Source organism: Lacticaseibacillus hulanensis, from assembly GCF_004010095.1.
Taxonomy (GTDB): domain Bacteria; phylum Bacillota; class Bacilli; order Lactobacillales; family Lactobacillaceae; genus Lacticaseibacillus; species Lacticaseibacillus hulanensis.
In genome coordinates this window covers 22,070-44,546 of record NZ_RRYD01000025.1, presented here as the reverse complement: position 1 = coordinate 44,546, position 22,477 = coordinate 22,070, and the positions used below count along the sequence as shown (strand labels likewise).

Genomic DNA, 22,477 nt, shown 5'->3' with positions numbered 1-22,477 from the left:
AATACTGGAGTGAAGCCATTTAGAAATAGACAAAACTTTATATTATTTCATCTGTCAACTTGACAGGGCCTAGTGCAACCAGTTTCGGGAGTCTATTCTTTTTTCTATACCATTTTACGAGTGAAGTGAATTTATTGCCCTCATCGGGAAACTATCACAATCACTGTAAGTCGCGCCATTACAGGCGTGCGTTCAATTCCTTGGTCTTTTCTTCGTAACCAGGACGGCCGAGAAGGGCAAACATGTTGCTCTTGTAGGCTTCAACACCTGGCTGGTCGAATGGGTTAATCCCGTTCAGATAGCCGGATACAGCAACGGCTGCTTCAAAGAAGTAAATCAGGTAACCGAGCGTGTAGGCGTCCTGCTTAGGAATGGAAACGGTCATAACTGGGACACCACCATCAGTGTGAGCCAGAACAACCCCTTCGTAGGCCTTCCGGTTAACTTCGGCCATGGTCTTGCCTTCGAGGTAGCCTAAGCCATCAAGGTTCTTCTCGTCGGTTGGGATCTTAACGTCGCGGTTAGGCTGGTCAACCCAAACAACGGTTTCCATGAGGTTACGACGGCCTTCTTGGATGTACTGACCGAGGGAGTGCAGGTCGGTACTGAAGTTAGCGGAAGATGGGTAAATCCCCTTCTGGTCCTTACCTTCAGATTCACCCATGAGCTGCTTCCACCATTCGCCGAAGTACTGGAGCGTTGGTTCGTAGTTTTCGAGGAGTTCGGTGGTGTAACCCTTCCGGTAAAGAATGTTGCGGAGTGCAGCATACTGGTATGCTTCATTCTTGCTCAGGTCATCAGAACTGTATTCCGTGCGTGCGTCAGCAGCACCTTGCATGAGAGCATCGATATCAAGCCCTGCAACAGCAATTGGGAGCAAACCAACAGCGGACAGAACGGAGAAGCGACCGCCAAGATCGTCAGGAACAACGAATTCTTCGTAGCCTTCAGCGTCTGCTTCAACCTTGAGGGCACCCTTAGCGCGGTCGGTGGTTGCAAAGATCCGCTTAGCAGCTTCTTCCTTACCGTACTTGTCAATCAGCTTAGCCTTGAGAACACGGAACGCAATGGATGGTTCCGTCGTGGTCCCAGACTTGCTGATGCAGTTGATGGAGAAGTCGCGGTCGCCAATCACGTCAAGCAGGTCAGCCAGGTAGGTACTGCTGATGGAGTTACCAGCAAAGTATACTTCTGGGAGCTTGCGGGATGGGTCAGCGTTACGGAATGTGTGGCTGAGGAAATCAATTGCTGCACGCGCACCGAGGTATGAACCACCGATACCGATAGCAACGAAGACTTCGGAGTCTTCCTGAACCTTATTCGCCGCAGCTTTAATCCGTGCGAATTCGTCCTTGTCGTAGTTCACTGGCAGGTCAAGGAAACCACGGAAGTCAGCACCAGCACCGGTACCTTCACGTAATTCCTTGTCAGCAGCCGTAACCAGAGCCTGCATCTGGCCAAGTTCGTTCTCGTGAACAAACTTGCCCAACTTAGATGAATCAAAAGAAATGTGAGCCATTATTTAGGTTCCTCCTAATTTTCACTAAAAACCACCATTAACTCTAGACGCAAAAGGTCAAAATTGCAATAGAACAGAACATAACGCGCAACATTTTTCCGCATTTGTGTATCCTTATTTGGGTAAGCATAAACCCGTAATACGCATCACGAGGCCGCCTGCCGAATTCCAGTAACCATCTGCCCGAATCCCGCGTGTAAGCCGCGGATAAACAATCGAAACACGCCCAATTCCGCACTATTAAAGTAAAAAAGGAATCAGCAACTTGGCCAATTCCATTTTACACCACATTTATTGCGTTAGGCTTTCATAATCCCGAAGATTACCCCACCGGCAATTACCAGCAGGCTCCCAACGGTCACGTAAATCATTTCGCGCTTGGTCTTGTGTTCCCCAAGGAAGAAGATTGAACCGTACGTGGAGATAACAATCCCCATCTGGGACAGGGAGAACGCAACAGCGAGGCCGACTTCCTTGGTGGCCATCAGCATGAAGATGTTCCCAACACCCCAGAAAATCCCGGTGATGATGTTCTTGGCGGTCGCCTTCGCGATTGGCTGATGCTTGGCCGCAAACACGATTGCACCAATCAGCATCCCAATGCTCTGTGGCAAAACAACTGCGGTTGCATCGAGTCCCGCCCACGTGTAGACGATTGTGTAGCCGGCGTAACCGATTGTGGAAATAATCAGGGCCTGAATCCCAGCCGGCATGTTCATGTTTTGCTTTGGTTCGCCTGCCACCTTATCGCGGTGCGCAGTGAGGGTTGCCCCAACAACGAGCACGAGAACTGCAAGCAGACCCAGCGTAATATCGTGGCCACTCTTCCATTCGTGGAAAAGCAGTGCCCCAGCCAGTGCGTTTGCCACAAGCTGGGCACCGGTGGAAACCGGCACGGTCATGGACACCCCGACGAACTTCATGGACCGGAACTGGTTGGATTGACCCAATGCCCAGAACAATCCGGATACCACACCGAAAATCCAAGTGTTGGTGTCGACGGTTGGCTTAGCAAAAATAAACGTGCCAATCCCGAACAGTAATGCCCCAATGGTCATCCCCAGTGTTTGCTGATAAGCGTTCCCACCGAGTTTGCCACTCACGAGTCCAATTGATCCCCATGCAATCGCTGGAATCAACGCAATCAAAATAGCCATTTGCCCTAATTACCTCTTATCTATATATATGTCTGCGCCAGATATCGGCCCAGCTAATACAACTTTGCGACGTTAGCGGTGTTCCGCTAGACAACAATTTGGTGCCGACTGCAATGTTGGCTTATGCAATTTACCCAGGCATAATCCCACATTTTGTCAAAAAATGTTTATTGAAAACAATTTAACGAACTTTTTTGCACAATTTTGCACATTTAGCGTTAGAATCCGGTTTCAAGACCGTATATGCAAAAAATTAGACTTAACACCCTGAAAAACGTCGCTACGGCGGAACGTAACCGCGTTAATTAAAATGCGAATCTGAAAATAAATTGTATCTGAATTTTTGAAAACGGTCAACCACAAAATGTTACCGTTGTCACATTTCTCCTTATTTTTTCGTGAAAGCATTGTCATTTAGCGTGAAGATATCTGGAAGTGTTTTCTGAATCTCACCGGAAAGCGCACTTTTGTTCATTTGACTTGATAATACCGGTTACATTTTGTACAATGTAGACGTTAAATCAATTGTTTGAATCTCTGGAGGGATTATCCATATGGCAAAGAAAGTCATTACACGCGGTAAGTTTGATAAGCTGCAGCAATTGTCCAACAAGAACGGCGTCATCGCTGCTCTTGCAATTGACCAGCGCGGTTCAATGAAGAAGATGATGGCGGCTGCTGACGAAAAGGCCGGCACCGAATACAGTCTCGAACAGATTTACAAGTTCAAGGAACTCGTTTCTAAGGAACTGACGAAGTACGCTTCATCTATCCTGACCGACGAAGAACTTGGTTTCAAGGCAATGGCCGCTAAGGATCCTAGTTCTGGTTTGATTCTCTCCTACGAGAAGACTGGTTACGACGTTAACACTGTTGGTCGTTTCCCAGAACTGCTCCACGGTGAAAGCATCGAACGCCTCGCTGCTAAGGGCGCTGACGCCGTTAAGGTTCTGGTTTACTACAACCCACACGACAAGGACGAAATCAACAACGAGAAGCACGCATTCGTTGAACGCCTGGCTAATGAAGCTCGTGGCGCTGACATGCCTCTCTTCCTCGAAGTTGTTACCTACGACGATGCTATTCCTGACGCAAAGAGCTTCGAATACGCTAAGGCAAAGCCAAGCCTGGTCCTTGACGCACTTAAAGAATTCACCAAGCCTCAGTACGGTGTTGACGTGCTGAAGGCCGAAGTTCCAGTCAACTGGTCCTTCGTTGAGGGTCACACCGCTGATGGTGTCAAGCCTGCATACACCGAAGCAGAAGCTGCTGAATACTTCAAGCAGGTTAACGAAGTTGTTGACCGCCCATTCATCTACCTCTCCGCTGGTGTTCCTGCTGAAACATTCCGTGAAGAACTCACCTTTGCTGGTGAAGCTGGCAACAAGTACAACGGTATCCTCTGTGGTCGTGCAACATGGCGCGATGGGATTCAGGTACTCGCTGATGGCGGTGAAGACGCCTTGGACGAATGGCTGAAGACCACTGGTAAGCAGAACGTTGAAGAACTCAACGCAATTCTCGACAAGTACGCAAAGCCTTGGTACAGCTGGTACGGCGGCCTCGACAACATTGAAGTTGTTGACCCTGTTGTTACCAAGTAATAACAAGCTAATTAATAAAACCACCGCCAACAAAATGGCGGTGGTTTTTTGTGTGCTCTGAAAATGTTGAGCCAGGTCATTAATCCCGGGTTCTGTTCATGTTGCTACGGCCCATCATTTGCGCGGCGCGCGGTTAACTATTTTGGTCAGCCACAAACGGATGCGGTGCAAAAGAACGTACATCAGCGAGCCAATCAGCGCCCCGGTTGTGTTGAAAATCACGTCATCGATATCCGCAATGCCCGTGTGCATGTAAAACTGCATTGTTTCAATGAATAGCGACAAGAGGATGCCCCAGAAGATTACGTGGACGGCCTTGTGTTTGGTCCTGAGCATCAGCGGCAGTAGCAACCCGAACGGCACGAACCAGCCCACGTTGCCGAGGGACTGGTAGTAAAAATCAAAGTGCGACAGGCCAAGGCGCAGTTTCCACGTCTCCGCCAAGATCACGGTGTTGGCATCGTGCCATTTGCGGCCCCAGTCCATGGTGATTTGCCACGGATAGTAGACACCACGAAACACCGTGAGGAACAGCAGTAGGATCACGTACGCGGCAAAGACGAACACAAGCAACTCGTGGCCCCAGCGCACCTTTTTGTGCCTGTGCCACAGCCACAATGCGCGCAGGACCACAAAGAGCAGCAGGTACAGAATCGTTTTATCAACGCTATATGTAACGAGACGAATTAATGGAAAATGATGAATGCGTACAGCGTAGTTGGCCTCTAACCACTTGTACACAGGCCCGAGAAAAATCATAATTGCCCTCCACTGAATTAATTGTACCAAAGCTGCCTGCAAATGGCGGGATGCGCCCAAAATTTTATGCAAACCCAAAGTAATCGTGTACACTGTTATTCTAGCTACTAACTGGTCCCCTTGCCTTTTGTTAAAACTTCGGCCTTAAAGTTGGAGCAAATGCAAATACGCGGTAAAATGTTAGTCAGTATACACTGGAGGTTCTGCTTTGAAGGCGAAATTACACCAACTCACACATACCCGTCTGGGGTTCATCATTCTCTTGATTCTCCTCATGTGGATTAAGACTGTGTTCGCCTATTTTGTCGACTTCAGCCTTGGACCAGAAGACCCCCTGCAATACATATTGATGATCATTAACCCACTTGGCGCCAGCGTAATTGTGATCTCGGTTGGCCTTTACTTCAAACGGGCGCGGAACGTTGTTATTGCGGGCTTCATCGCTTACCTCGCACTCTCCGCCCTGCTCCTCGCCAACGCCCTGTATTACCGGGAGTTCACCGACTTCATCACCATCAACACGGTATTAGCGCTACCCAAGGTCATGCAGGGGCTCGGCGCTAGCGGCTCCTCCATGATGGCCTTCAAGGATTTGGTGCTCATCCTGGACATCATCATCGTTGCCGTTGTGCTCATTGCCTACGCCGCCCTCAACATCTGGCGCTACATTCAGCATGAACAACTCATCTGGCCAACCTTTGGCATCCACCTGGACGACAAGCCGGCCCAATACCACCTGCCCCAAGCAACCACGGTTGTAGGGATTGCACTTTTCATGGTCACCCTCGCCGTCAGCGAACTAAACCGGCCGCAGCTGCTGTCCCGCACGTTTGACCGCTCGTACATCGTTAAGTACCTCGGGTTTGCACCATTTACGATTTATGATGGCATTAAAACGGCGCAGACCAACACCGTCCGTTCCTCTGCCGACAGCGCGGACACGGACAAGGTCATCAAGTTCGTGCGGAAAAACTACGCACAACCCAGCAGCGACTACTTCGGCGCGGCCAAGGGCAAGAACGTCATCATAATTCACCTGGAAAGTTTCCAGGAATTCCTGATTGGGCAAAAAATTAATGGGCGTGAGGTCACGCCATTTCTGAACTCGCTGATTAAGGACAAGAACACGCTCAGCTTCAGCAACATGTTCAACCAGGTTGGCCTGGGGAAAACCAGTGACGCTGAGAACATGCTCGAGTCGGGCACCTTTGGGATTAACAACGGGTCGCTGTTCTCCACTCTGGGCAGCACCAACACCTTCCAGTCCGCCCCGGCCATTTTGGACCAAACCGCGGGCTACACGAGTGCCGTCATGCACGGGGGCAAGGGGAGTTTCTGGAACCGCAGCGATACCTACCAAAACATGGGCTACCAGTATTATTTCGATGGTGATTACTACGCCCACAGCACCGACATGGACACCCAGTACGGCATCAAGGACAAGTTGATGTTTGCCGAAAGCGCCAAGTACTTGGAGCACCTGCAGCAACCCTTCTACGCGAAGATTATCACCACGTCCAACCACGACCCGTACACTATTTCGGCTGAAGATTCAGATTTCCCTGACGCCGGAACTGACGACAAAACGGTTAATAGCTACTTCAAAACCGCCAACTACCTGGATTCCGCCCTCAAGGAATTCTTCACCTACCTGAAGGAATCCGGTCTGTACAAGAACTCGCTAATCATGATGTACGGGGACCACTACGGCATCGGCAACAGCCGCAACAAGGATCTCGCGCCGCTGCTTGGCAAGAGTGCGGAGACCTGGTCCGACTTTGACAACGTGCAAATGCAGCGCATCCCCCTCATCTTCAACATGCCGGGATTAAAGGGCGGCCAAAAAACCACGTACGGCGGGGAAATTGACATCCTGCCAACCCTGTTGCACCTCCTGGGTCTGAACACAAAGCAGTACGTCCAGTTCGGAACGGACCTGCTGAGCCCAAGCCACAAGCAGGTCGTCGCGCAGCGGAACGGGAACTTCATCACCCCGAACTACACGGTCGTGAACGGAACCCCCTACGTCAATAATGGAGCAGAATCCGGGCGCGAGGCCACCAACCTCACCCCCGCAACCACAAAGCGGCTTAAAGCTGACCAGGAGCACGTGAACACCGAGTTGCGCCTGTCGGACACGGTGGCCAATAAGAACCTGCTCCGCTTCTACACGCCGGCGGGATTCACCCCGGTCAACGGGACGGACACGGACTTCAACACAAGTCTGCAGCGCCTGCTGACCGTTGAGCGCAACGCCAGTGCAAGCAGCACCAGCGAATACAGCAAGAATAACAATGAGGACGTCGCGGGCAAATACAAGTCCGACGCTCCAGAACTGAAGAACAACAGATCTGTTCTAACTGAGTACCCCGCCAAGGTTGCAAAACAGGCTGTGAATAAGGGTAATCCCCTTGAGCAGATGATTCGCCGGGCCAAAACAAGTAGCTTCAGTAATTAAAATGCACCCCTGAACAACGGATTATGCCGCTGGTTCAGGGGTGTTTTTTGGCTGCGAGTAACCCGATACAGGTCGCCATTGCGCGCATAATTCATGCGTAGACGCCATGCCGCCAGCTTAGCGGGTCGCCGGTATTCACACTACTTGCCATTCATCTTCATAATTTGTTCACGAATTGTGAATATACTAGTAACAACAAGTAGATTGAGATAGTTACGCGAAGCAACGGAGGCAGTGATGCGGTTCATTGAGCGAATAATTCTTGGCCTGCGTTATCACCGCAAGCTACACATCAAAATAATTATCGTAACGGTCCTGTTCACGGTGCTGGGGCTCTTTTTGCAGACGAACATCATGCTGGAAAATCAGGCGCAAAAGACGTTCACCGCGCGCATTTTCAGGCTCACTGTGCCCGAAACCAGAGCGCAAGGTCAAACTGGCCAGATTAGTGGTAAGGGCGACATGGGGACGAAGGCTCTGCCTGGCAAAACCATCTCGCCGGTCACCAGGCGCGCAATCACCAAACACATCAACCAGATATACCAGCGGCAAACAAACTTCTACAGCACTGCCTTCATGATTATCGTTGCGGCATTTACAATCTGCATCATGACCATCATCATCAACTTCGCGCGCGGCAACCACAGCGAAACCAGGGCACTAATGCTAATGGGGCGACGGTCCAGTGGCATTGCCGCCCAGAACAGCTTGGAATATCTCACGAGTTTTGGCGTCACTTTCTCCATCGTGGCGATGCCCTTCCTGCTATTCACCAGCCCGATTCTAAAACTGATTGAACAACTCAACCGAACGGTCTTTCTGCACGCACTCACGAGCACGGCGGACAAGTCGGTGGCGTCAATCGAAGTGTCACTGGCAAAGCTGCTGCACAACCACATCACCGACTTCACGTCGAGCTCCCTACTGATTGGCCACGACTTCGGCAGCAGCAAGATTACCCCTTCAATTTCCGGATTCACCATCATTTTCATGTTGGGCACTTGCATTATCCTTTTCGTGTCGTTCATCACCACGCTGATTTCGGCACGCTCAATTCGCAAATCGTTCTAACATTCACGAAAGGAAGCGGTCAGTTGCTCTTTAAAAAAAGGACAAAGCACGACGGAACACTCAATCCAGTATTAAAAAATTCTGGTCTGCACCTAATGTGCGTTCAGGATAGTGACAGGGTGTTCACTACTTATGTGGAAACGGTTCTGACTTCCCCCCTGCGCGCGCAGACCGGGGTCATCAGCAAAACCAGTGCCATCATTCCCTACCTTTCCGTCCGCGCTAACATCTACATCGACGGTCCGGAACATGATTTCTCCGTGTTGCCGCCCGAACTGAAGGACGACATCGACTTTTTGAATAGTAACGCTGACAACTTGAACCTGCTGCAGCGTCTCGTCGTCGAGTTTTTCCGCAGTGTACTCGCGCAGAAAAAGCTCATAATCATCGCAGACATCCTCACCCAGCTGAGCGGCCCAGAAGCCACACATTTCCTGACCGTCGCCCAAAACACTGCACGCAACATGGGGGTAAGTGTCGTTCTCCTGACCACCGACAGCACCCTCGCCGCCCAGTTCCCGGAGAACACAGTACCGTTTACGACGCAGCTGATTATGGAAGCTGAGTAGTAACAATAGTCAGTCAGGGTGCCCAAATCGACTTAAATCAGCATAAACAAAAAAGAGAAACGTTGAATTGTCAACGTTTCTCTTCAATCGGGGTACCTAAAATGGAGATGAGGGGCAACAAACCTGCCTCTAATCCCAGTACTTTTGGCGTTCCGGTCGCCGAGTGGTCACCGAAATATCTAAACAAATTAATACAGTGTGATTGCTGTGTAGCTTGCCGTTTTGGCAGGCTATTTTTTTCGGGGATCTGGCTCACCAGTGGCGGATTCCATCCCCTCAACGGTCACAACAAGCTGACGGCCAAACAATCGCCAGCTTCCTGCGGGCCATTTTTCCGGGGCCTGTCGTAAACTGGTTCTTACATAGGTTGGGTTCTTCCCCCATATTTCTGCCGCTTCAGTCGCAGACATCAAGGCCGAATCATTCAGATTAATTTTTGTCATTCTTCCCGCCTCGAATCCAAAACACAACGGTGATGAGTAAAGCAAACGTGCAGACGTCAGCAATGCCAGAGATGACTGGCGACCCGATGCTGAGCAATACATTAATTAGCGACCACACGTTAAACACCGCCGTCACTAGCGACACTAGAAATAAGATGATATTCTTGTTCATAGAGTAACCGATGAAGGTACGGCAAAGCAACGGGCTGCCACCCGTTGCTTTACTGATTATTTCTTGTCCTTCTTCTTGGATGCTGCCTTAATTGCCGCTCCGGCTGTTAGCAGGCTTGCAATTCCTGCTGCAACATTCTTGAATACTTCGGACCAATCAACTGCGTCCTTCATCTCTTGCCCTCCTTTCATCTATTATAATAACTCTCCTTGGCGTTATTGTCAACTCTAAGGAGAGTTATTATTTTGCATTTTTTACAAAAAAATAGCCCCATCAGCCTTGAGCTGACAGGACTATATCACTACTTGTATCGAATGTTTTGCCCTACTCGAATCACGTTCGGGTTGGCGATATGATTGAGGCTCACCAGCTTCGCGGTTGTGGTACCATGCCTGCTTGCAATCACAGACAGTGTGTCACCACGCTTGACAGTGTATGTGGCAACGGTGGCCTTACCAACTTGTTTTGCTTGTGTTGCGGTTTGTAGGATTTCCACATTGCTCCGGTCAATCCAGCTTAGGATACCGGCCAGCAGTATGCGGTCGCCCTTAATCTGCTGAACTTTGTACGTCTTGCCCGGCACCCAGTTAGGCATTGATGCGCCATTAGCCCACTTTTTGGTGCCAAAGTTAACCTTGACGGTGTAACCAGTCGCAATAGCAGACTTCTTTGCCTTGTTGGCAGTTAGCCCACTCTTAACCGCAGCGGTCTTTGTCTTAGGCTTGACCGTCACCTTACCTGTGCTAGACGTCTTCGCTTTACCATACCCAGCATCAGTGATGCCAGTCATGTCAACCGAGTAATCAAGCCCACCAGCAAGTGCGGTGCTAGTGAACTGCCACATTGCGACGCCAATCATTGACGGGAAATACTTGTAGTTTGGGCTAAGCGTCACCTTGGAGCTGGGGTAACGGGCAACCCAGAGAATGCTACCGAACTTACTTTCAATTGTCGCAATGTTCACGTGGTCTTCAAAGTAAGCCTTACCTGAGTATAGAGCGGGCTGATACCCAGCATCTTTAATACGCTGAAGTGCATAAACCAGTGCATTCGTGTTGCCAGTTACGCTACTGGATGCCCCCGCTTCATAATCCAACGCCACAATTGAGCCCTTTGGCGTTTGAATTTTCGGCAAGAAGCGATCAAGGGCTGCTTTGGCAAGCGCCTTGCTACTCCCTACCTGGAACCAAATGTATGAGTGTGCCCTCTTGCCAGCGGCAATCGCGGCAGCCACTTGAGTCTTATACGTTGTTTGGTCAACGTAGGAACCACCGTAAGTACCACCAACCTGCGCAATAACGAACTTGTCATTAGACTGTGCAAACAGTCCCTGCATCCCTTGGTACTTAGACCAATCGGGTCCGAGGTCACCCTTAGCTGCAAATACTTGCGCGGGCGGAGTGATTAGCGCGGTAGTTGCAAGCGGTGCAGCCAAACTAATAGCCGCAAGAATGCTCATCGCGGCCTTACTACTTCGCTTCATCTTGTGTTGCTCCCTTCGTGGAATCCGTGGTGGTCGCATTCGTTACCTGTGGAGTTGCAGCTAGTGCCGCCTGAACCGCCGCATTAATCTTGGCGGTCTCTTCGTCACTTTCTGACTGCTTATTTGCAGCAATTTTGGTTGATACGGCAGTTGTCACAGACTTACCAGCATCAACTACTCCTGACGTACCGAACCCGGTCAGCAAACCTTCCAGTGCTCCGGCCAGATAATCCGTGTCACCAGTCACCTTAACGGCCACAATACCCGCAATCACACCTACTCCCGCGGCGACGAATGGCAGGTATGCACTAGGCAATTTTGTCTGCTTAACCGCCTGAGTTACTGCCGCCACCACTGCTGCAATAATCGCGACTTCCGTGGCTGAAACTAAATTAAGATTATCAATCATCCTTAATCCTCCTTGATGTGTGTGATGCGTGACGGTATACGTTTAAGACCCATTGAATTGAATACCGACTGAATTTCACCGTCATGTTTTGTGAGTACTTCAGCATTGTTGTTCACTACTGAAGTTGTGTGCTGGGTCTGCTTGCGAATCTGCTTAAATTCCTCAACCATTTCGTGCATCTCATTCACAAACTTAAACATCTGATACAGCGCCCCACCGCCTAGGCTAATCAGTGTGAACACTGCTACCCAGTCCCCGGGACCCATTCCCAAAAATGTCACTCCCGCGCTCATAATCCCGCGCCCTCTTTCTATTTCATTCGTTCAACATTAGTCGTCCACCGAGTAAGTCAGGGTAAACGGCGCCCATGCACCACTGGCAAAGTCGAGTGTCTTCGCACCCGCACCGTGGCGGTCCATGGTTAGCTTACCGTCCGATGTCGCGGACAATAGCCAATGATTTTCATAACTCCCGCTCATTACGGCGTTCTTGCCAATCTTTGGAATAAGATTAGCAGGCAGCGTGCAGATGGTACCAGTTGAACCCGCTGTTAGTGTTGTCGAGGTTGTAACCACACCCGACAGCTCAACTATGGGGCCAACTTTGGTGTAATGCACCGCACCCGTGGCCTTCTTGGTGGAGTAATCCACAAACGGCGACGTGGAGTCAATGACCCCACTCGTCACAGCCGTCCGGCCATCGAGCTCCGTAAAGTTGCTCATGATGGCTTCAACGCCCTTTTCCATGCCAACAAAAATCTTGGTCAATGCTGTCATTATTCAATTCATCCTTTCGCTTGTGCGAGTGGGTGAATCTGGCAGAATCGACCCACCTACTCGCTAATCGTTATAAAAAGAGGCGTTAGACCACTGTCTAACCCCCCCCCGAAAATTTTGTAGCTGTTATTGTTGAGCATGTTATTCATCCTTTCTATTCATCAATTACAAAAGCACCGCCAAGCATAAGCGAGTATCCCGCTTTGCATACGGACGGCACTAGGTCAGCCTTAGCGTACATATACCGGCTAAATGTAAATGCGTTACCACCGGTTGCGAGCACCCAGAAACCGCCATTAGTCCCCGGCTGTTCATGTGACTGCTGTCCAGCTAAACTGAATGGCAGGTTTTCAATCAGATGCTGTGCGTTGTTATTAGCAGCAACATCTCTTGTTGGGGTTAGCACCCCTTGTAGCAACACAATTGAGCCAATGCGGCGATACTTACAGTAAAAGCCACTAGCAACCGTAAACGGTGCGGCCACGTTACTACTAGCATCAACCCATCCAGAGTCGTCTGGAATCGCTGCTAGTAGTGTGTTTAGGTTGGCCATGATTTTTTCAGGCCCGTTTTCCATGCCCTTAGTAATGGGCGTCAATGTAATGCTCATCGTTCTGCCTCCGATGCCCCGCGCGTAACCGGTAGCAGATGGCAGTAGGCCACCAGCTAAGGCGGGTAATTGTTATTTTTAGGAGCGAAAAAGCCGGTGTTACAGCTTAAATGCCCCCCCCCCGAAAATTTCGGGGTGCTTTTTAATCAGCATGTTATCTACCCTTTCTTAGTCAACAAAATAGTCGAAATCAAACCATCCCGAGCCTTGCACTACCGTAGCATTATCCCCAATACCACCGGCATAAATCGTGCCGGTTGGCTTGATGAGTAGGTTGAAAGGCGACAGGATGTGGTTGTTATCCCACGTCATAGTGGCAAAGGCAGTGCTCTTTGGCGTTGCCCATGTTGGTAGCGTGAGAATATCCTTATAACGCAGTGCGGTCGTGCCGCCTGTGTTGGTGACACTAAATGATCCCGTTACACGGTTACCCACGCGACGAATATAACCATCTGAAATCTTGTAACCGTTGAGTGCCGTAATATCAGCGGCCAACGCGATTTGTTCCTTGTGTTCATCAGCAAGAGCTTGGAAGTTGGCCTGAATATCTTCCGGCCCGTCCTCCATGCCCTTGGTGATTGTCTTGAGAGTTAGATCTGCCATCTCACTCGCTCCTATCTGTTATGAGTAGTAAACAGCCTTGTACCCGTTGAACGCAGCATAAGTGCCGTCCGGTTGCAAGGTTAGTTTTGTTCCGTCCGCAAACGTTGTGTCTGCGGTTGTCAGCTCGACGACACTACTGCCGCCACTGTTACTCTTTACTGTCGCCGTCAGCGTTGAGGCGTTTGTCCCACCGAATGCTCCGGCCGGTTCCGTGCCAATTGGCACAAGCCCGAGCGAGTAGTCCAAACGCCGCAATGTGACGGATGCCCCCACAGTCAGCGTCTTGGGAATCGTCAGCTGGATACCGCGCGTCTTAACGGCGAGTGTGACCTTGGCTGACTCCCTCACGCCATTCCACACAGATACGCCAAAGGTGTAAGAGGTGAGTGGCGTCAAGCCGCTTGCTGTGTACGTGAGTACATTGGTGACTGTGGTGAGCAGCATCGTACCGTTATAGATGAGATACTGCATGTGGAGTCACCTCCTAGGCGGTAGTCCAATTGAGAATCACTGACGTGGTGGTTACAGTGCCCTTGGTCAGAGTTGCAATCGTCTTGAGTGCCTCGTAAACCGTCACAGTGATAGCCGTCGAGGATACCTCGCCAATGGCTGCCGTAATCTTGGTAGTGCCCGGCGCCACGGCGGTCACAGTAGAACCAGACACGGTAGCAACGTCGGTGTCGCTAGAGGTCAGCTTAGGTGAACCAGAAGTCTGGTCGGTAGGCGTCACCGTTACAGTGAGCGCACCCTTACCACCAACCTCGAGCGCGGTCTTGTCAATCGACAGAGTGATGCCGGTCACAGGAATAGCGGAGGTTGCGACGGTCAGTAGCGTTGACTTCGCGGATTCGCGGAGGCCGTTGTATGCCGAAACCTGAAAGTAATATGTCGTGTTTGGCTTGAGTCCGGTAATCGTGTACGTAAGCTTGTCGGTTACCGTGGCGACTTTAGCCGCGTCGGAACCATCTGACTTCGTACTCTGATAGATGTAATAATTCATTAATTTATTGTCCTTTCTAGTCGTCCCAGTCGAGCCGTTCAGTGGTGGCGTCGAGCTGGATTGCTGTCAAATTCGTCGGGGTCGCGGGCACTTCGTCGGTTGGGTCGGTCGTGCCCCCAGTGTCTGGATTGGTTGTGCTACCACCTGTATCGGTGTCGCCACCCGTGTCAGTGCCCGGGTCGGTCGTGGTGCCACCATCATCAGGGACGGTCGTCCCAGTGTCAGGCACACCGCTAGTCGACCCGCCACTAGTGTCAGGGTTGTCCTGCGTTGTCAGACCGAGGTCAAACCGCAACACCTTGTAGCCGTCGATGATGTACCAGCGTTTGTCTGCCGACTGGTAGTACACGTCACCCGACAAAGCAAACGCAGCAGGTAGCTCAATCTGCACCGTATTGGCGTCAGGATACGACACGGTAGCCTGCAAGGTTGTCGTGCCAGTACCACCAAAACTTCCATCCGGCCCAGTACCAAGCCCCGCGGGTTCCATCCCCAGTGACCACTCGTAATAAACGGCGGTTACCGTCGGATTGCGACCCAGTCCATGCTTGATTGTGACCGTAAAGCCACTAGGCACAGCGCTACCGAGGATGCGCTCGATATTGTCGAGCCGTAGCCCCAGCGTGCGAAATGCCCCATACAGGGACGAGTCACGCGCGAGGATTAGCTCACTGTCGGTGGTCGCGTGCGCAACGACATTCAAAAACTGGCTTTCGAGCGTCGTCTGTCGAACCTCTACGTCCCCTTGGCGTAGTGTGACGTTGCCCATGAGGGTTTTTACGTCGCCTTCAAATGCACTAATGTCCCCGTCATACAGGGTCATAATGGCCTGTGTATATTCAACCCACCGTGCCAATGCTTCACGAACATCAACACCATACATCTTCGTGCGCAACCAAGTCGCCACGGTGTCGGCAAGCTGGTCGATATTGTCACGTGTCGGCGTTACCTCATCTGGAATTGGTGAGGAATCTTCGTATTTTACTGCCAAATTTTCACCCCCTATCCTTTCGTGAGGAATACCTTGAACTTCGTACTTGGGTCGGTGCTCATATCAACATCCCCGCTAATGCCAGGAACGGTACCAACAGATGTGTATTGCCATAGGTCGTAAGCAACATCTGGTTTGGTCGAGCCACTCACTGTGCCATCATTGGTGCCGTAACGAGGTACCCATAATGCGGCGGGCCGTATCGTGTTAATTGACGAATACAGCGACGTCGAAACGTACACAACAATTCGCGAATCCGGAACTCCTAATACATTGAGTTGGTCCATGTAGGACGTCAGTGCCGCCTTCAGCGTCCCTTCAGTCACTGGGTTGGTCTCAACATCAATCATCCATAGCCGTGGCTGGCGCTGACTCCCAACAACGGACTGCACCCGCGTATAGAAGTCACCCGCCTCCGTTTCAGCATCCGTTTCAGACACTGCACGGAAAAATGCGTAGACACCATAATTGGCACCGGCATCAATCGCACCTTGAATGTTGGTCTTGTAATACGTATCAGCAACGCTTGACCCGTCCTGAATCCGAATGACTGCTATCGCCAGGCCTGCGCTCACCAGCGTCGGCCAGTTTATGTCAGCCTGATACTTCGAGACGTCCAGAATGTAACCGGTCGGGTCATACTGCACGCCGTCATCACTGGCAGTCGTAAGTGCATCAACCTTTTTGCTTAATGCGGCCAACTGGGTCACAGCATTGTTAGCAGCGGTCAACGCGGCGGTTGTCCGCACACGGTCAGCGATTAACTGCTTGTTGAACTTTTTCAGACCTGCGAGTGCATTGGTCAGTACGGCGTTATAGCTTTCCTGCCCAACAACTCGATCACCAAGCGTGATTGTTCCGGCGGTTGCATCGTTCAAGTCGAGTGTCTGCTGAGTGATGCGCAATGATTCATCAATACCCATTACTGGCACCTTCGTCGGATACGAGTACCCGCAAAGTAGCTCATCGACGTCTCCGCCTAGAACCGAAACGTCAACAGCTGACACCTGCACTGAAACCGTCGCCGTGTTCAGCGTCTTCAGATATGCTTGCCCCGTAGTCAGCAACGTCTTGGCATCAGTAACGTCATCCCACTCGTTGGTGCCAACAATCGTGCCGAATTGGGCAACCATGTCAGCGTCCTTCAGATAAGGGCTCCCACCGTTTGCTGAAGCAATCGTTAACCGTGCGGTGCTTTCATCCGTGTTCGTGTCGGCGGACTCTGCCGCCTGACCCAGTGGCTTCAGCACCGTGATGAGTGCGGACGGGTCAATTGAGCGTGTGGCGCTCAGCAGGTTGCCCTTCAGACGTATCTGCTGAATACCAGTACCACCGATTGACTTGGCGCAATCCACATACAAACCGTCTGATTCATGGCGAACCGCCAACTCAAAGCCGCTTGCTAAAATCAGCGTACTTATGTTGTCGTAAGTTGTTGCTGAATCGTCCGTGTAAGTGTCGGCTACCTTGGCAGTGCCCAGGCTCACATTGCCTAGCTTCAACTGCTTGTAGCTATCCACCTGCGTGTTGTGTGCTGTAATCAATGATTGAAGAATCTGGGCACGCGTTTGACCGGCAAACTTTTGGAACGGCTGCACTGAATCATGCAAAAAAGCCCCAAGCTGTTCGCAAGTGACCTCTTTGTGTAAATCTCCGGAAGTATCCAGCGTTTCAGTTGGCAACAGTACACGCCCTTCAAACACGTTCCGGTGCTTGCTGGGCTTGTAAACCCGCACGAACGTCGTTAGATAGTTCAGCATTGAGTACCCGGGATTGTCAGGGTAAATGCTGAAAGTGAATGCAGGGAACGCCGTCACATCATACGTTATTTGTGGGCTGATTAACTTCAACTCGTTAACATGTGCGCTGTGAATAAGCGTCTCTTCGCCGTTCCAGCCCTGGCGAATAAATACCTGGTACATCAAATCACCTCCCTATGCCATTCAAACGTCGCGGTTGCCCCAGCATCCCCACTAATGCTTATCTGATTGTCACCGGGTACCAGCACCAGTTCAGTGCCAGTATTGCTACCTTGGTCAAGGCTGTAATCTTCCTCATTCAGGGTAAGAGTCAAGGCCTTAGTGCACTCAATCGTGAGTGGCACCTCAGCAAGTCCAGTGTTGATCAGCGTGCCCTGCCCGTTAGTGCCAATTACGTACTTGGTTATCTGGGCAATGTCGTCATCAAAATCAAATGTATCCCAAATGTCATCGAACTCAGCGGTGCGCTTAATTCGGAATGGGTAGCAAGTGAATGTGACGGTTAACTGACCGCTCGCCATTGCCTCCGCCAAACTAGGTGCTTCTTGCACCTCGGCTAGATAGTAGTAATCGCTCATGATGTCATCAATGAGCGGCACTTTCCCAACCGGTCCCATCAACCAGTTAATTAGTTTGGTCCATCCACGGTACATCACCTCTTTCGTCCATGTGTCAGTATCAGTCAGGACAAACGTCATCTGAAGCGTTCGCTCAGCATACGTTTGCCCATACAGGGCAGACAAATCAATGACCCGGTTCGAGCCGGGCGGTAATACGGTCACCTTGTTCTTGGCAGGCATCCCCACAATCTTCGTATCCGCGACGTACGCGCCGAACGTTGATGAATGCTTGCCGTTAAAAGTGACACCGTAGCTAGTTACGGGTCTCAATTGCTAACCCCCTTCCTGATAATTTCTGTCGTTCTAGGTTCTTGGTTGCCGTGAGCGGGGCCTGTGCCTTAGTCAAATCGCGCACGTCAACAACTGCGCTTTTATCAGCAATGATTTTCAGCAGTTTAACCTGCGTCTCACCCATCTGCTTCACCAGCTCAATTAGTGTGTCAATCTTGTCGGCCGTCCCGTCGCTATCACTAACGTCATTAGAGCCGGAATTTTGTCCATTTCCGTTGATGATGCGAACAACCTGCCCCAGCAACTGCCATGCGCGACTGCTCTTAGCAGCAGACAATGGGATTACTGCCTCGGGGCCGTCTTCGCCTATGAGCGCCTTAGTTGCACCAGCAATCAGACCGCCGTTAGCAAATCGCTTGTGACCGGTTGGCCCCCAACCACCTGGCGCGCTAATGTCCTTCAGCCAATTAGAGTCATTGAACATCGCCAGCAGTTGGTCGTACCCACTCAGAATGTTCTTGTGTCCCTTGACTGCCCATGACGCAAACGTGGATGGGATATATTGCAACAGACCCTGAGCAGGGTGACCTGCACGCGAGTTAATATCACTAATTTGCTGTGTAATTTTTTCGTTCCCACCAGACTCTTTCTGCACTCGATGCTGAATCGTCTTCAGACTAGACGCGGTGAGCTTAACGTTCATCTTGTCGGCGGCTTTCTCAATCATCTTGGCTGAGTATGATCCGCTGAAGGAATCTAGTTCCTTCTCAATCTTCTTCAGCTTGCCCTTGAACCAATCTGCAATGTTCCCGGCAAGTTTCTCCATTGCGTCCGCACCAAGCTTGCTGAAGGTGCCAGACTGACCACTGACGGCCTTCTGCACCATTGCATTAACTGCTTGCTGTGGGTGAGCAATCCACTTGCCAACGGCGGTAGCCTTGTCCCAAACACCGCCCAGGAATGACTTCACCCCACCAATCACACCACCTTGTGCATAGTGCTCGATGCCAGACGCCTGCATGATGCTCTTGGTCTGCCCAGATGGGATAACAGTATCGCCCTGTTCCAGCATCACCGGCACGTTCGCGCCTTGCAGCATACCCACAGTGCCGTCATGCTTCACAATCAGTTCGCGGGGGTCAGATGTGCCATCATCGTTCACCATGACTAGCTTCTGCTGAGCGGTAATCGTGCCACCGGTGGCGAGTTTGTCGAGCTTGCTCAATGCCTTGTGACCACTGAAGAACTTCCACACAGCATTGATGGCGCTGATGGCACCGTTAATGACACCAATCACACCGTTCATGCCCGTCTTGGCGGCACTCTTGATGCCATCCCAGATGCTACTGAACTTTTTACCCAGGCTCTTCGTGAACTTGCCCCATGCGGTGCTGATTTTATCGGACATTTTGCCCATGTAATCATGCAATGAGTCCATACCACTGTGACCGTAATCACCGACTTTGCCCCAGAATGAACTCCATCCCTTCTTGGTGTCTCCCCAGAACGAGTTCCAGGCCTTTTTCATCGCCTTGTTGTTCGCGGCTTGCTGTTTTTCCGAACTGGAATGGGCAGTTTTCTGCTTCTTGGCGGTAGTACTCCAAAAGCTGGTCCAGCCTTTGCCAACACCATCCCAAAATGAGTTCCAGGTCTTCTTATTGCGTTTATTGGCGGCAGCTTGGTCCTTATCAACCTTCGCCTGACCTGCCTTGGTCTTCTTGCTCATTGACTTCCACCAATCAGCAACCTTGTCGCCCATCTTGCGGGCGTTCCAACCGATGCCTTCAAGCCAACCCTCGGGCTTTTTCCCGCGTCCGGCCTTGTTCCAACCGTCCGTGAACCCTTTGGCGGCCTTGCCACCCCACTTGCCAATGATTCCGCCAATCTTGGTACCAACGGCTGCACCAAGTGGGCCACCAAAGAATAGGCCAATGCCACCGCCCACCGCTTTACCAGTTGCGGACCCAGCGGCTTCAAATTTCTTGGTCATGTTCTTGCTTGTGAACGCCTTATAAATGTCCGTACCAGCATCCAAAGCAATACCGGCCACAGATATACCAGAGGCGACTTTACCGGCCGTAGTCAGCCCAGAAAAGCCACCAGCGGACTTCAGTGACTGACCCACACCCGCAAGACCGCCCGTTTTGCCAGACGCACCTGATAGGTAATTGACGGCGCTGAACTTACCTGCGGCGGTCTTAGCGTCACCGAGTAGCCCAACGACTTCCTTAATGCTCTTGATGAACGTTGCGGCCTTGTTGACAGCCCAGATACCGGCGATAATTTCGGCGAACGTCTTCACTTCATCCTTGTGCGCAATGGCATACTTGGCAAAGTTCAGCACGCCTTCAGCTGCGTCACCAATCGAGCTAGCGAGCTTCTTCATCATCTTCTGGTTCTTCGGGTCGGCAAGTCCCTTAGTGAGCGCGTCAGCTGCGTCACTCATCACAGGCAACAGCTTCGATGCCATCATAATTTCAAGGTTGTTGGCAGACTGTTTGAACCGTGCCATTGACTGCTGGGCACTCTTGTTGTTCTTATCCGCCATTTTTTGAACATAATCACCAGACTTACCGGCCTCTTCAGTCTTTTTTGTGATTTTTTCGAGTTCGTCGGCTTGGCTTGCCAAAATCTGACCTGCTGCCATCCCAGTAGTCCCGAACAAGCTTTTGAAAATTACCGACTTATCACCGGTACTCAATTTTGCAGTGTGCTTGTTCAGTAGTTCCATCGCGTCAGTTAGAGGGATCAAGTTACCCTTGGCATCACGAAATGACTTAGCGGTTAAGCCTATCTGTTTCAGCGCTTTAGTGTTGGGATCAGTGAGGGAGTTCAACACCTTACGTAAACCAGTACCGGCTTTGTCGGCTTCCAAACCGTTGTTTGATAGCACACCCATTGCGGCCGCGGTGCTACCCAGTGAATAATTCAACTGTTTAGCCGTCGAACCGACGTAGCTCATCCCCACACCCATGTCACTGAATCCTGAAGCAGTGGCATCGGCAGCGTAGGCGAGTTCATTAACCGCCATCTTCGTGTTCTTGGTCATTTCAGCGGTGGTCTTGCCCCGGAGGCCAAATGATTCAAGCGCTTGTGATGATACGGTAACAACATCGGCGAACTTATCACCAGACGCCACGGATGCTTGCAGTTCGGTTTCCATAGCACCAAGTGACTGCTGGGATGAATACCCACGCTTAACCAGGTCTTCATACCCTTCTGCAATTGACTGCTGAGACTTCCCGTACTTCATTGAGTACTCGGCCCCATCCTTCTGCATCTGAGCAATATTCTTGGTTACTTCAGCTTGCTTTTCACCACCGTTAACCAGCAAGTTAGTTGTTTCAGTGTACTTTGCTTGCAGTGAGCTGGCCTGCTTTGCCCCAGAAACGATCATGGCAGTAGAAGTAGCAGCTGCTGCACCGACAGCAACCAGCCCGCCCTTCAGCTTGGAAAATGCAGACTTCGCAACACTTCCAACTTTGTTAGCAGCATCCCCCATCTTGGCGATGCGGGTGCTGGTAACATTACTGCTGGTCGCCATCTTCATCATTTCGGACTTGGCACTTGCCATTTTCGCACCAAGTTCGTTCACACGTGTGGCCTGCTTCTGATACTCGGCACTAGTCTTGCCAGACTGTGCTTCAATCTGCTTCAGCAGGCCAACCTGTTTCTGATACAGCTCACCCTGCTGACGGTACTCAGACCGCATTGCCTGGTACTTGGCAACGTTGGCTTGCTGAGCCTTGCCTTCAGCAGTCAGACGTTCAACGTAAGACCGCGAGTAATCGCCCGCAGTCTTAATCTGCTTGTTGAGTTCAATGACCCCAGACTTCTGTAGGTCGATGGATTGCTTAGCACGTGTTTGCTGTGCCTGCATCGACGCCATTTTTTTAGTTGTGTCGTCAATCTGTTTCTGATACCGCAAGTAGGCTGCTGCGCCTTCTTGTGTGGTCACGTTGACGTCTTGCTGTTTCTTCTTCAGCAAGTCAATCTTGTCCTGCGACTTTTCAATGGCAGTGCCCAAACCCTTGTACCGTGCTTCAGCCGCCTTCAGGTAATCACCCTGGGACTTCATGACGGCTTCCTGAGCCTTCCAAGCATTGGTGGCACTCTTCACAACTGCGGTCAGGTCCTTAATTGACTTGGACGCCTTCAGAGTATCAAGGGCAACCTCCGTGCTCATCTCCGCGCTAATTTTTTCGCTCATGTCTCTTATCTCCCTTCGCGCAAATAAAAAAA

General features: G+C 51.0%; 20 protein-coding genes. 4 read left to right on the top strand and 16 right to left on the bottom strand.

Translation table 11 applies throughout. The annotated features are described in order from the left end of the window. Nucleotides 1-178: 178 nt before the first annotated feature. Both EKN00_RS07435 and EKN00_RS07430 read right to left on the bottom strand, forming a co-directional pair. Nucleotides 179-1,519, bottom strand: coding sequence for a glucose-6-phosphate isomerase (locus EKN00_RS07435; protein ID WP_127849503.1), 1,341 nt, complete (start codon nucleotides 1,517-1,519; stop codon nucleotides 179-181). A 299-nt stretch (nucleotides 1,520-1,818) separates the two neighbouring features. Next, entirely contained in the window at nucleotides 1,819-2,676 is an 858-nt protein-coding gene (locus EKN00_RS07430; RefSeq protein ID WP_127849502.1) for a GRP family sugar transporter, read from the bottom strand. Between the two features lie 554 nt (nucleotides 2,677-3,230). On the opposite strand from EKN00_RS07430, the gene EKN00_RS07425 reads away from it, so the two are divergent. Further along, on the top strand, nucleotides 3,231-4,280 hold the full coding sequence (locus EKN00_RS07425) for a tagatose 1,6-diphosphate aldolase (RefSeq protein ID WP_127849501.1): 1,050 nt from the start codon (nucleotides 3,231-3,233) through the stop codon (nucleotides 4,278-4,280). Between the two features lie 114 nt (nucleotides 4,281-4,394). Here EKN00_RS07425 and EKN00_RS07420 read toward each other — a convergent pair whose 3' ends face one another. Continuing rightward, on the bottom strand, nucleotides 4,395-5,039 hold the full coding sequence (locus EKN00_RS07420) for a VanZ family protein (RefSeq protein WP_127849500.1): 645 nt from the start codon (nucleotides 5,037-5,039) through the stop codon (nucleotides 4,395-4,397). A 274-nt stretch (nucleotides 5,040-5,313) separates the two neighbouring features. Here EKN00_RS07420 and EKN00_RS07415 point away from each other — a divergent pair, with 274 nt between their 5' ends. From EKN00_RS07415 to EKN00_RS07405, 3 genes are all read left to right on the top strand, one after another. Then, nucleotides 5,314-7,497, top strand: coding sequence for an LTA synthase family protein (locus EKN00_RS07415; protein WP_127849505.1), 2,184 nt, complete (start codon nucleotides 5,314-5,316; stop codon nucleotides 7,495-7,497). A 237-nt stretch (nucleotides 7,498-7,734) separates the two neighbouring features. Continuing rightward, the gene (locus EKN00_RS07410; protein ID WP_127849499.1) at nucleotides 7,735-8,568 is read left to right on the top strand and encodes a hypothetical protein; all 834 of its coding nucleotides are present in this window, start codon (nucleotides 7,735-7,737) and stop codon (nucleotides 8,566-8,568) included. A 119-nt stretch (nucleotides 8,569-8,687) separates the two neighbouring features. Beyond that, nucleotides 8,688-9,137 carry a hypothetical protein gene (locus tag EKN00_RS07405; protein WP_127849498.1) on the top strand — a complete coding sequence of 150 codons (450 nt, stop codon included), beginning with the start codon at nucleotides 8,688-8,690 and terminating at the stop codon, nucleotides 9,135-9,137. 230 nt (nucleotides 9,138-9,367) lie between these two features. Here EKN00_RS07405 and EKN00_RS07400 read toward each other — a convergent pair whose 3' ends face one another. From EKN00_RS07400 to EKN00_RS07340, 13 genes are all read right to left on the bottom strand, one after another. After that, nucleotides 9,368-9,580, bottom strand: coding sequence for a helix-turn-helix domain-containing protein (locus EKN00_RS07400; RefSeq protein WP_127849497.1), 213 nt, complete (start codon nucleotides 9,578-9,580; stop codon nucleotides 9,368-9,370). Between the two features lie 473 nt (nucleotides 9,581-10,053). After that, entirely contained in the window at nucleotides 10,054-11,235 is a 1,182-nt protein-coding gene (locus EKN00_RS07395; protein ID WP_127849496.1) for a LysM peptidoglycan-binding domain-containing protein, read from the bottom strand. Continuing rightward, complete coding sequence (locus EKN00_RS07390; RefSeq protein WP_127849495.1) at nucleotides 11,222-11,644, bottom strand: hypothetical protein; 423 nt, start codon at nucleotides 11,642-11,644, stop codon at nucleotides 11,222-11,224. Before EKN00_RS07390 ends, EKN00_RS07395 begins: the two co-directional genes overlap by 14 nt. Nucleotides 11,645-11,646: 2 nt before the next feature. Further along, entirely contained in the window at nucleotides 11,647-11,937 is a 291-nt protein-coding gene (locus EKN00_RS07385; RefSeq protein ID WP_127849494.1) for a hypothetical protein, read from the bottom strand. 36 nt (nucleotides 11,938-11,973) lie between these two features. Beyond that, the gene (locus EKN00_RS07380) at nucleotides 11,974-12,420 is read right to left on the bottom strand and encodes a hypothetical protein (RefSeq protein ID WP_127849493.1); all 447 of its coding nucleotides are present in this window, start codon (nucleotides 12,418-12,420) and stop codon (nucleotides 11,974-11,976) included. A gap of 154 nt (nucleotides 12,421-12,574) precedes the next feature. Next, nucleotides 12,575-13,030, bottom strand: coding sequence for a hypothetical protein (locus EKN00_RS07375; RefSeq protein ID WP_127849492.1), 456 nt, complete (start codon nucleotides 13,028-13,030; stop codon nucleotides 12,575-12,577). A gap of 168 nt (nucleotides 13,031-13,198) precedes the next feature. After that, complete coding sequence (locus EKN00_RS07370; RefSeq protein WP_127849491.1) at nucleotides 13,199-13,633, bottom strand: hypothetical protein; 435 nt, start codon at nucleotides 13,631-13,633, stop codon at nucleotides 13,199-13,201. A gap of 18 nt (nucleotides 13,634-13,651) precedes the next feature. After that, entirely contained in the window at nucleotides 13,652-14,104 is a 453-nt protein-coding gene (locus EKN00_RS07365; protein WP_127849490.1) for a fibronectin type III domain-containing protein, read from the bottom strand. 13 nt (nucleotides 14,105-14,117) lie between these two features. Further along, on the bottom strand, nucleotides 14,118-14,633 hold the full coding sequence (locus EKN00_RS07360; RefSeq protein WP_127849489.1) for an Ig-like domain-containing protein: 516 nt from the start codon (nucleotides 14,631-14,633) through the stop codon (nucleotides 14,118-14,120). Nucleotides 14,634-14,649: 16 nt separating this feature from the next. Further along, nucleotides 14,650-15,624, bottom strand: a complete 975-nt coding sequence (locus EKN00_RS07355; protein WP_127849488.1) for a hypothetical protein — start codon at nucleotides 15,622-15,624, stop codon at nucleotides 14,650-14,652. An 11-nt stretch (nucleotides 15,625-15,635) separates the two neighbouring features. Next, nucleotides 15,636-17,546: a phage tail spike protein gene (locus tag EKN00_RS07350; RefSeq protein ID WP_127849487.1), complete on the bottom strand. Its 1,911-nt coding sequence runs from the start codon at nucleotides 17,544-17,546 to the stop codon at nucleotides 15,636-15,638. After that, on the bottom strand, nucleotides 17,546-18,274 hold the full coding sequence (locus EKN00_RS07345) for a phage tail family protein (RefSeq protein ID WP_127849486.1): 729 nt from the start codon (nucleotides 18,272-18,274) through the stop codon (nucleotides 17,546-17,548). The genes EKN00_RS07350 and EKN00_RS07345 overlap by 1 nt, the downstream gene beginning before the upstream one ends. Continuing rightward, nucleotides 18,258-22,445 (bottom strand): phage tail tape measure protein, encoded by a 4,188-nt coding sequence (locus EKN00_RS07340; protein ID WP_127849485.1) that lies wholly within the window; start codon nucleotides 22,443-22,445, stop codon nucleotides 18,258-18,260. Before EKN00_RS07340 ends, EKN00_RS07345 begins: the two co-directional genes overlap by 17 nt. Between the last annotated feature and the right edge of the window lie 32 nt (nucleotides 22,446-22,477).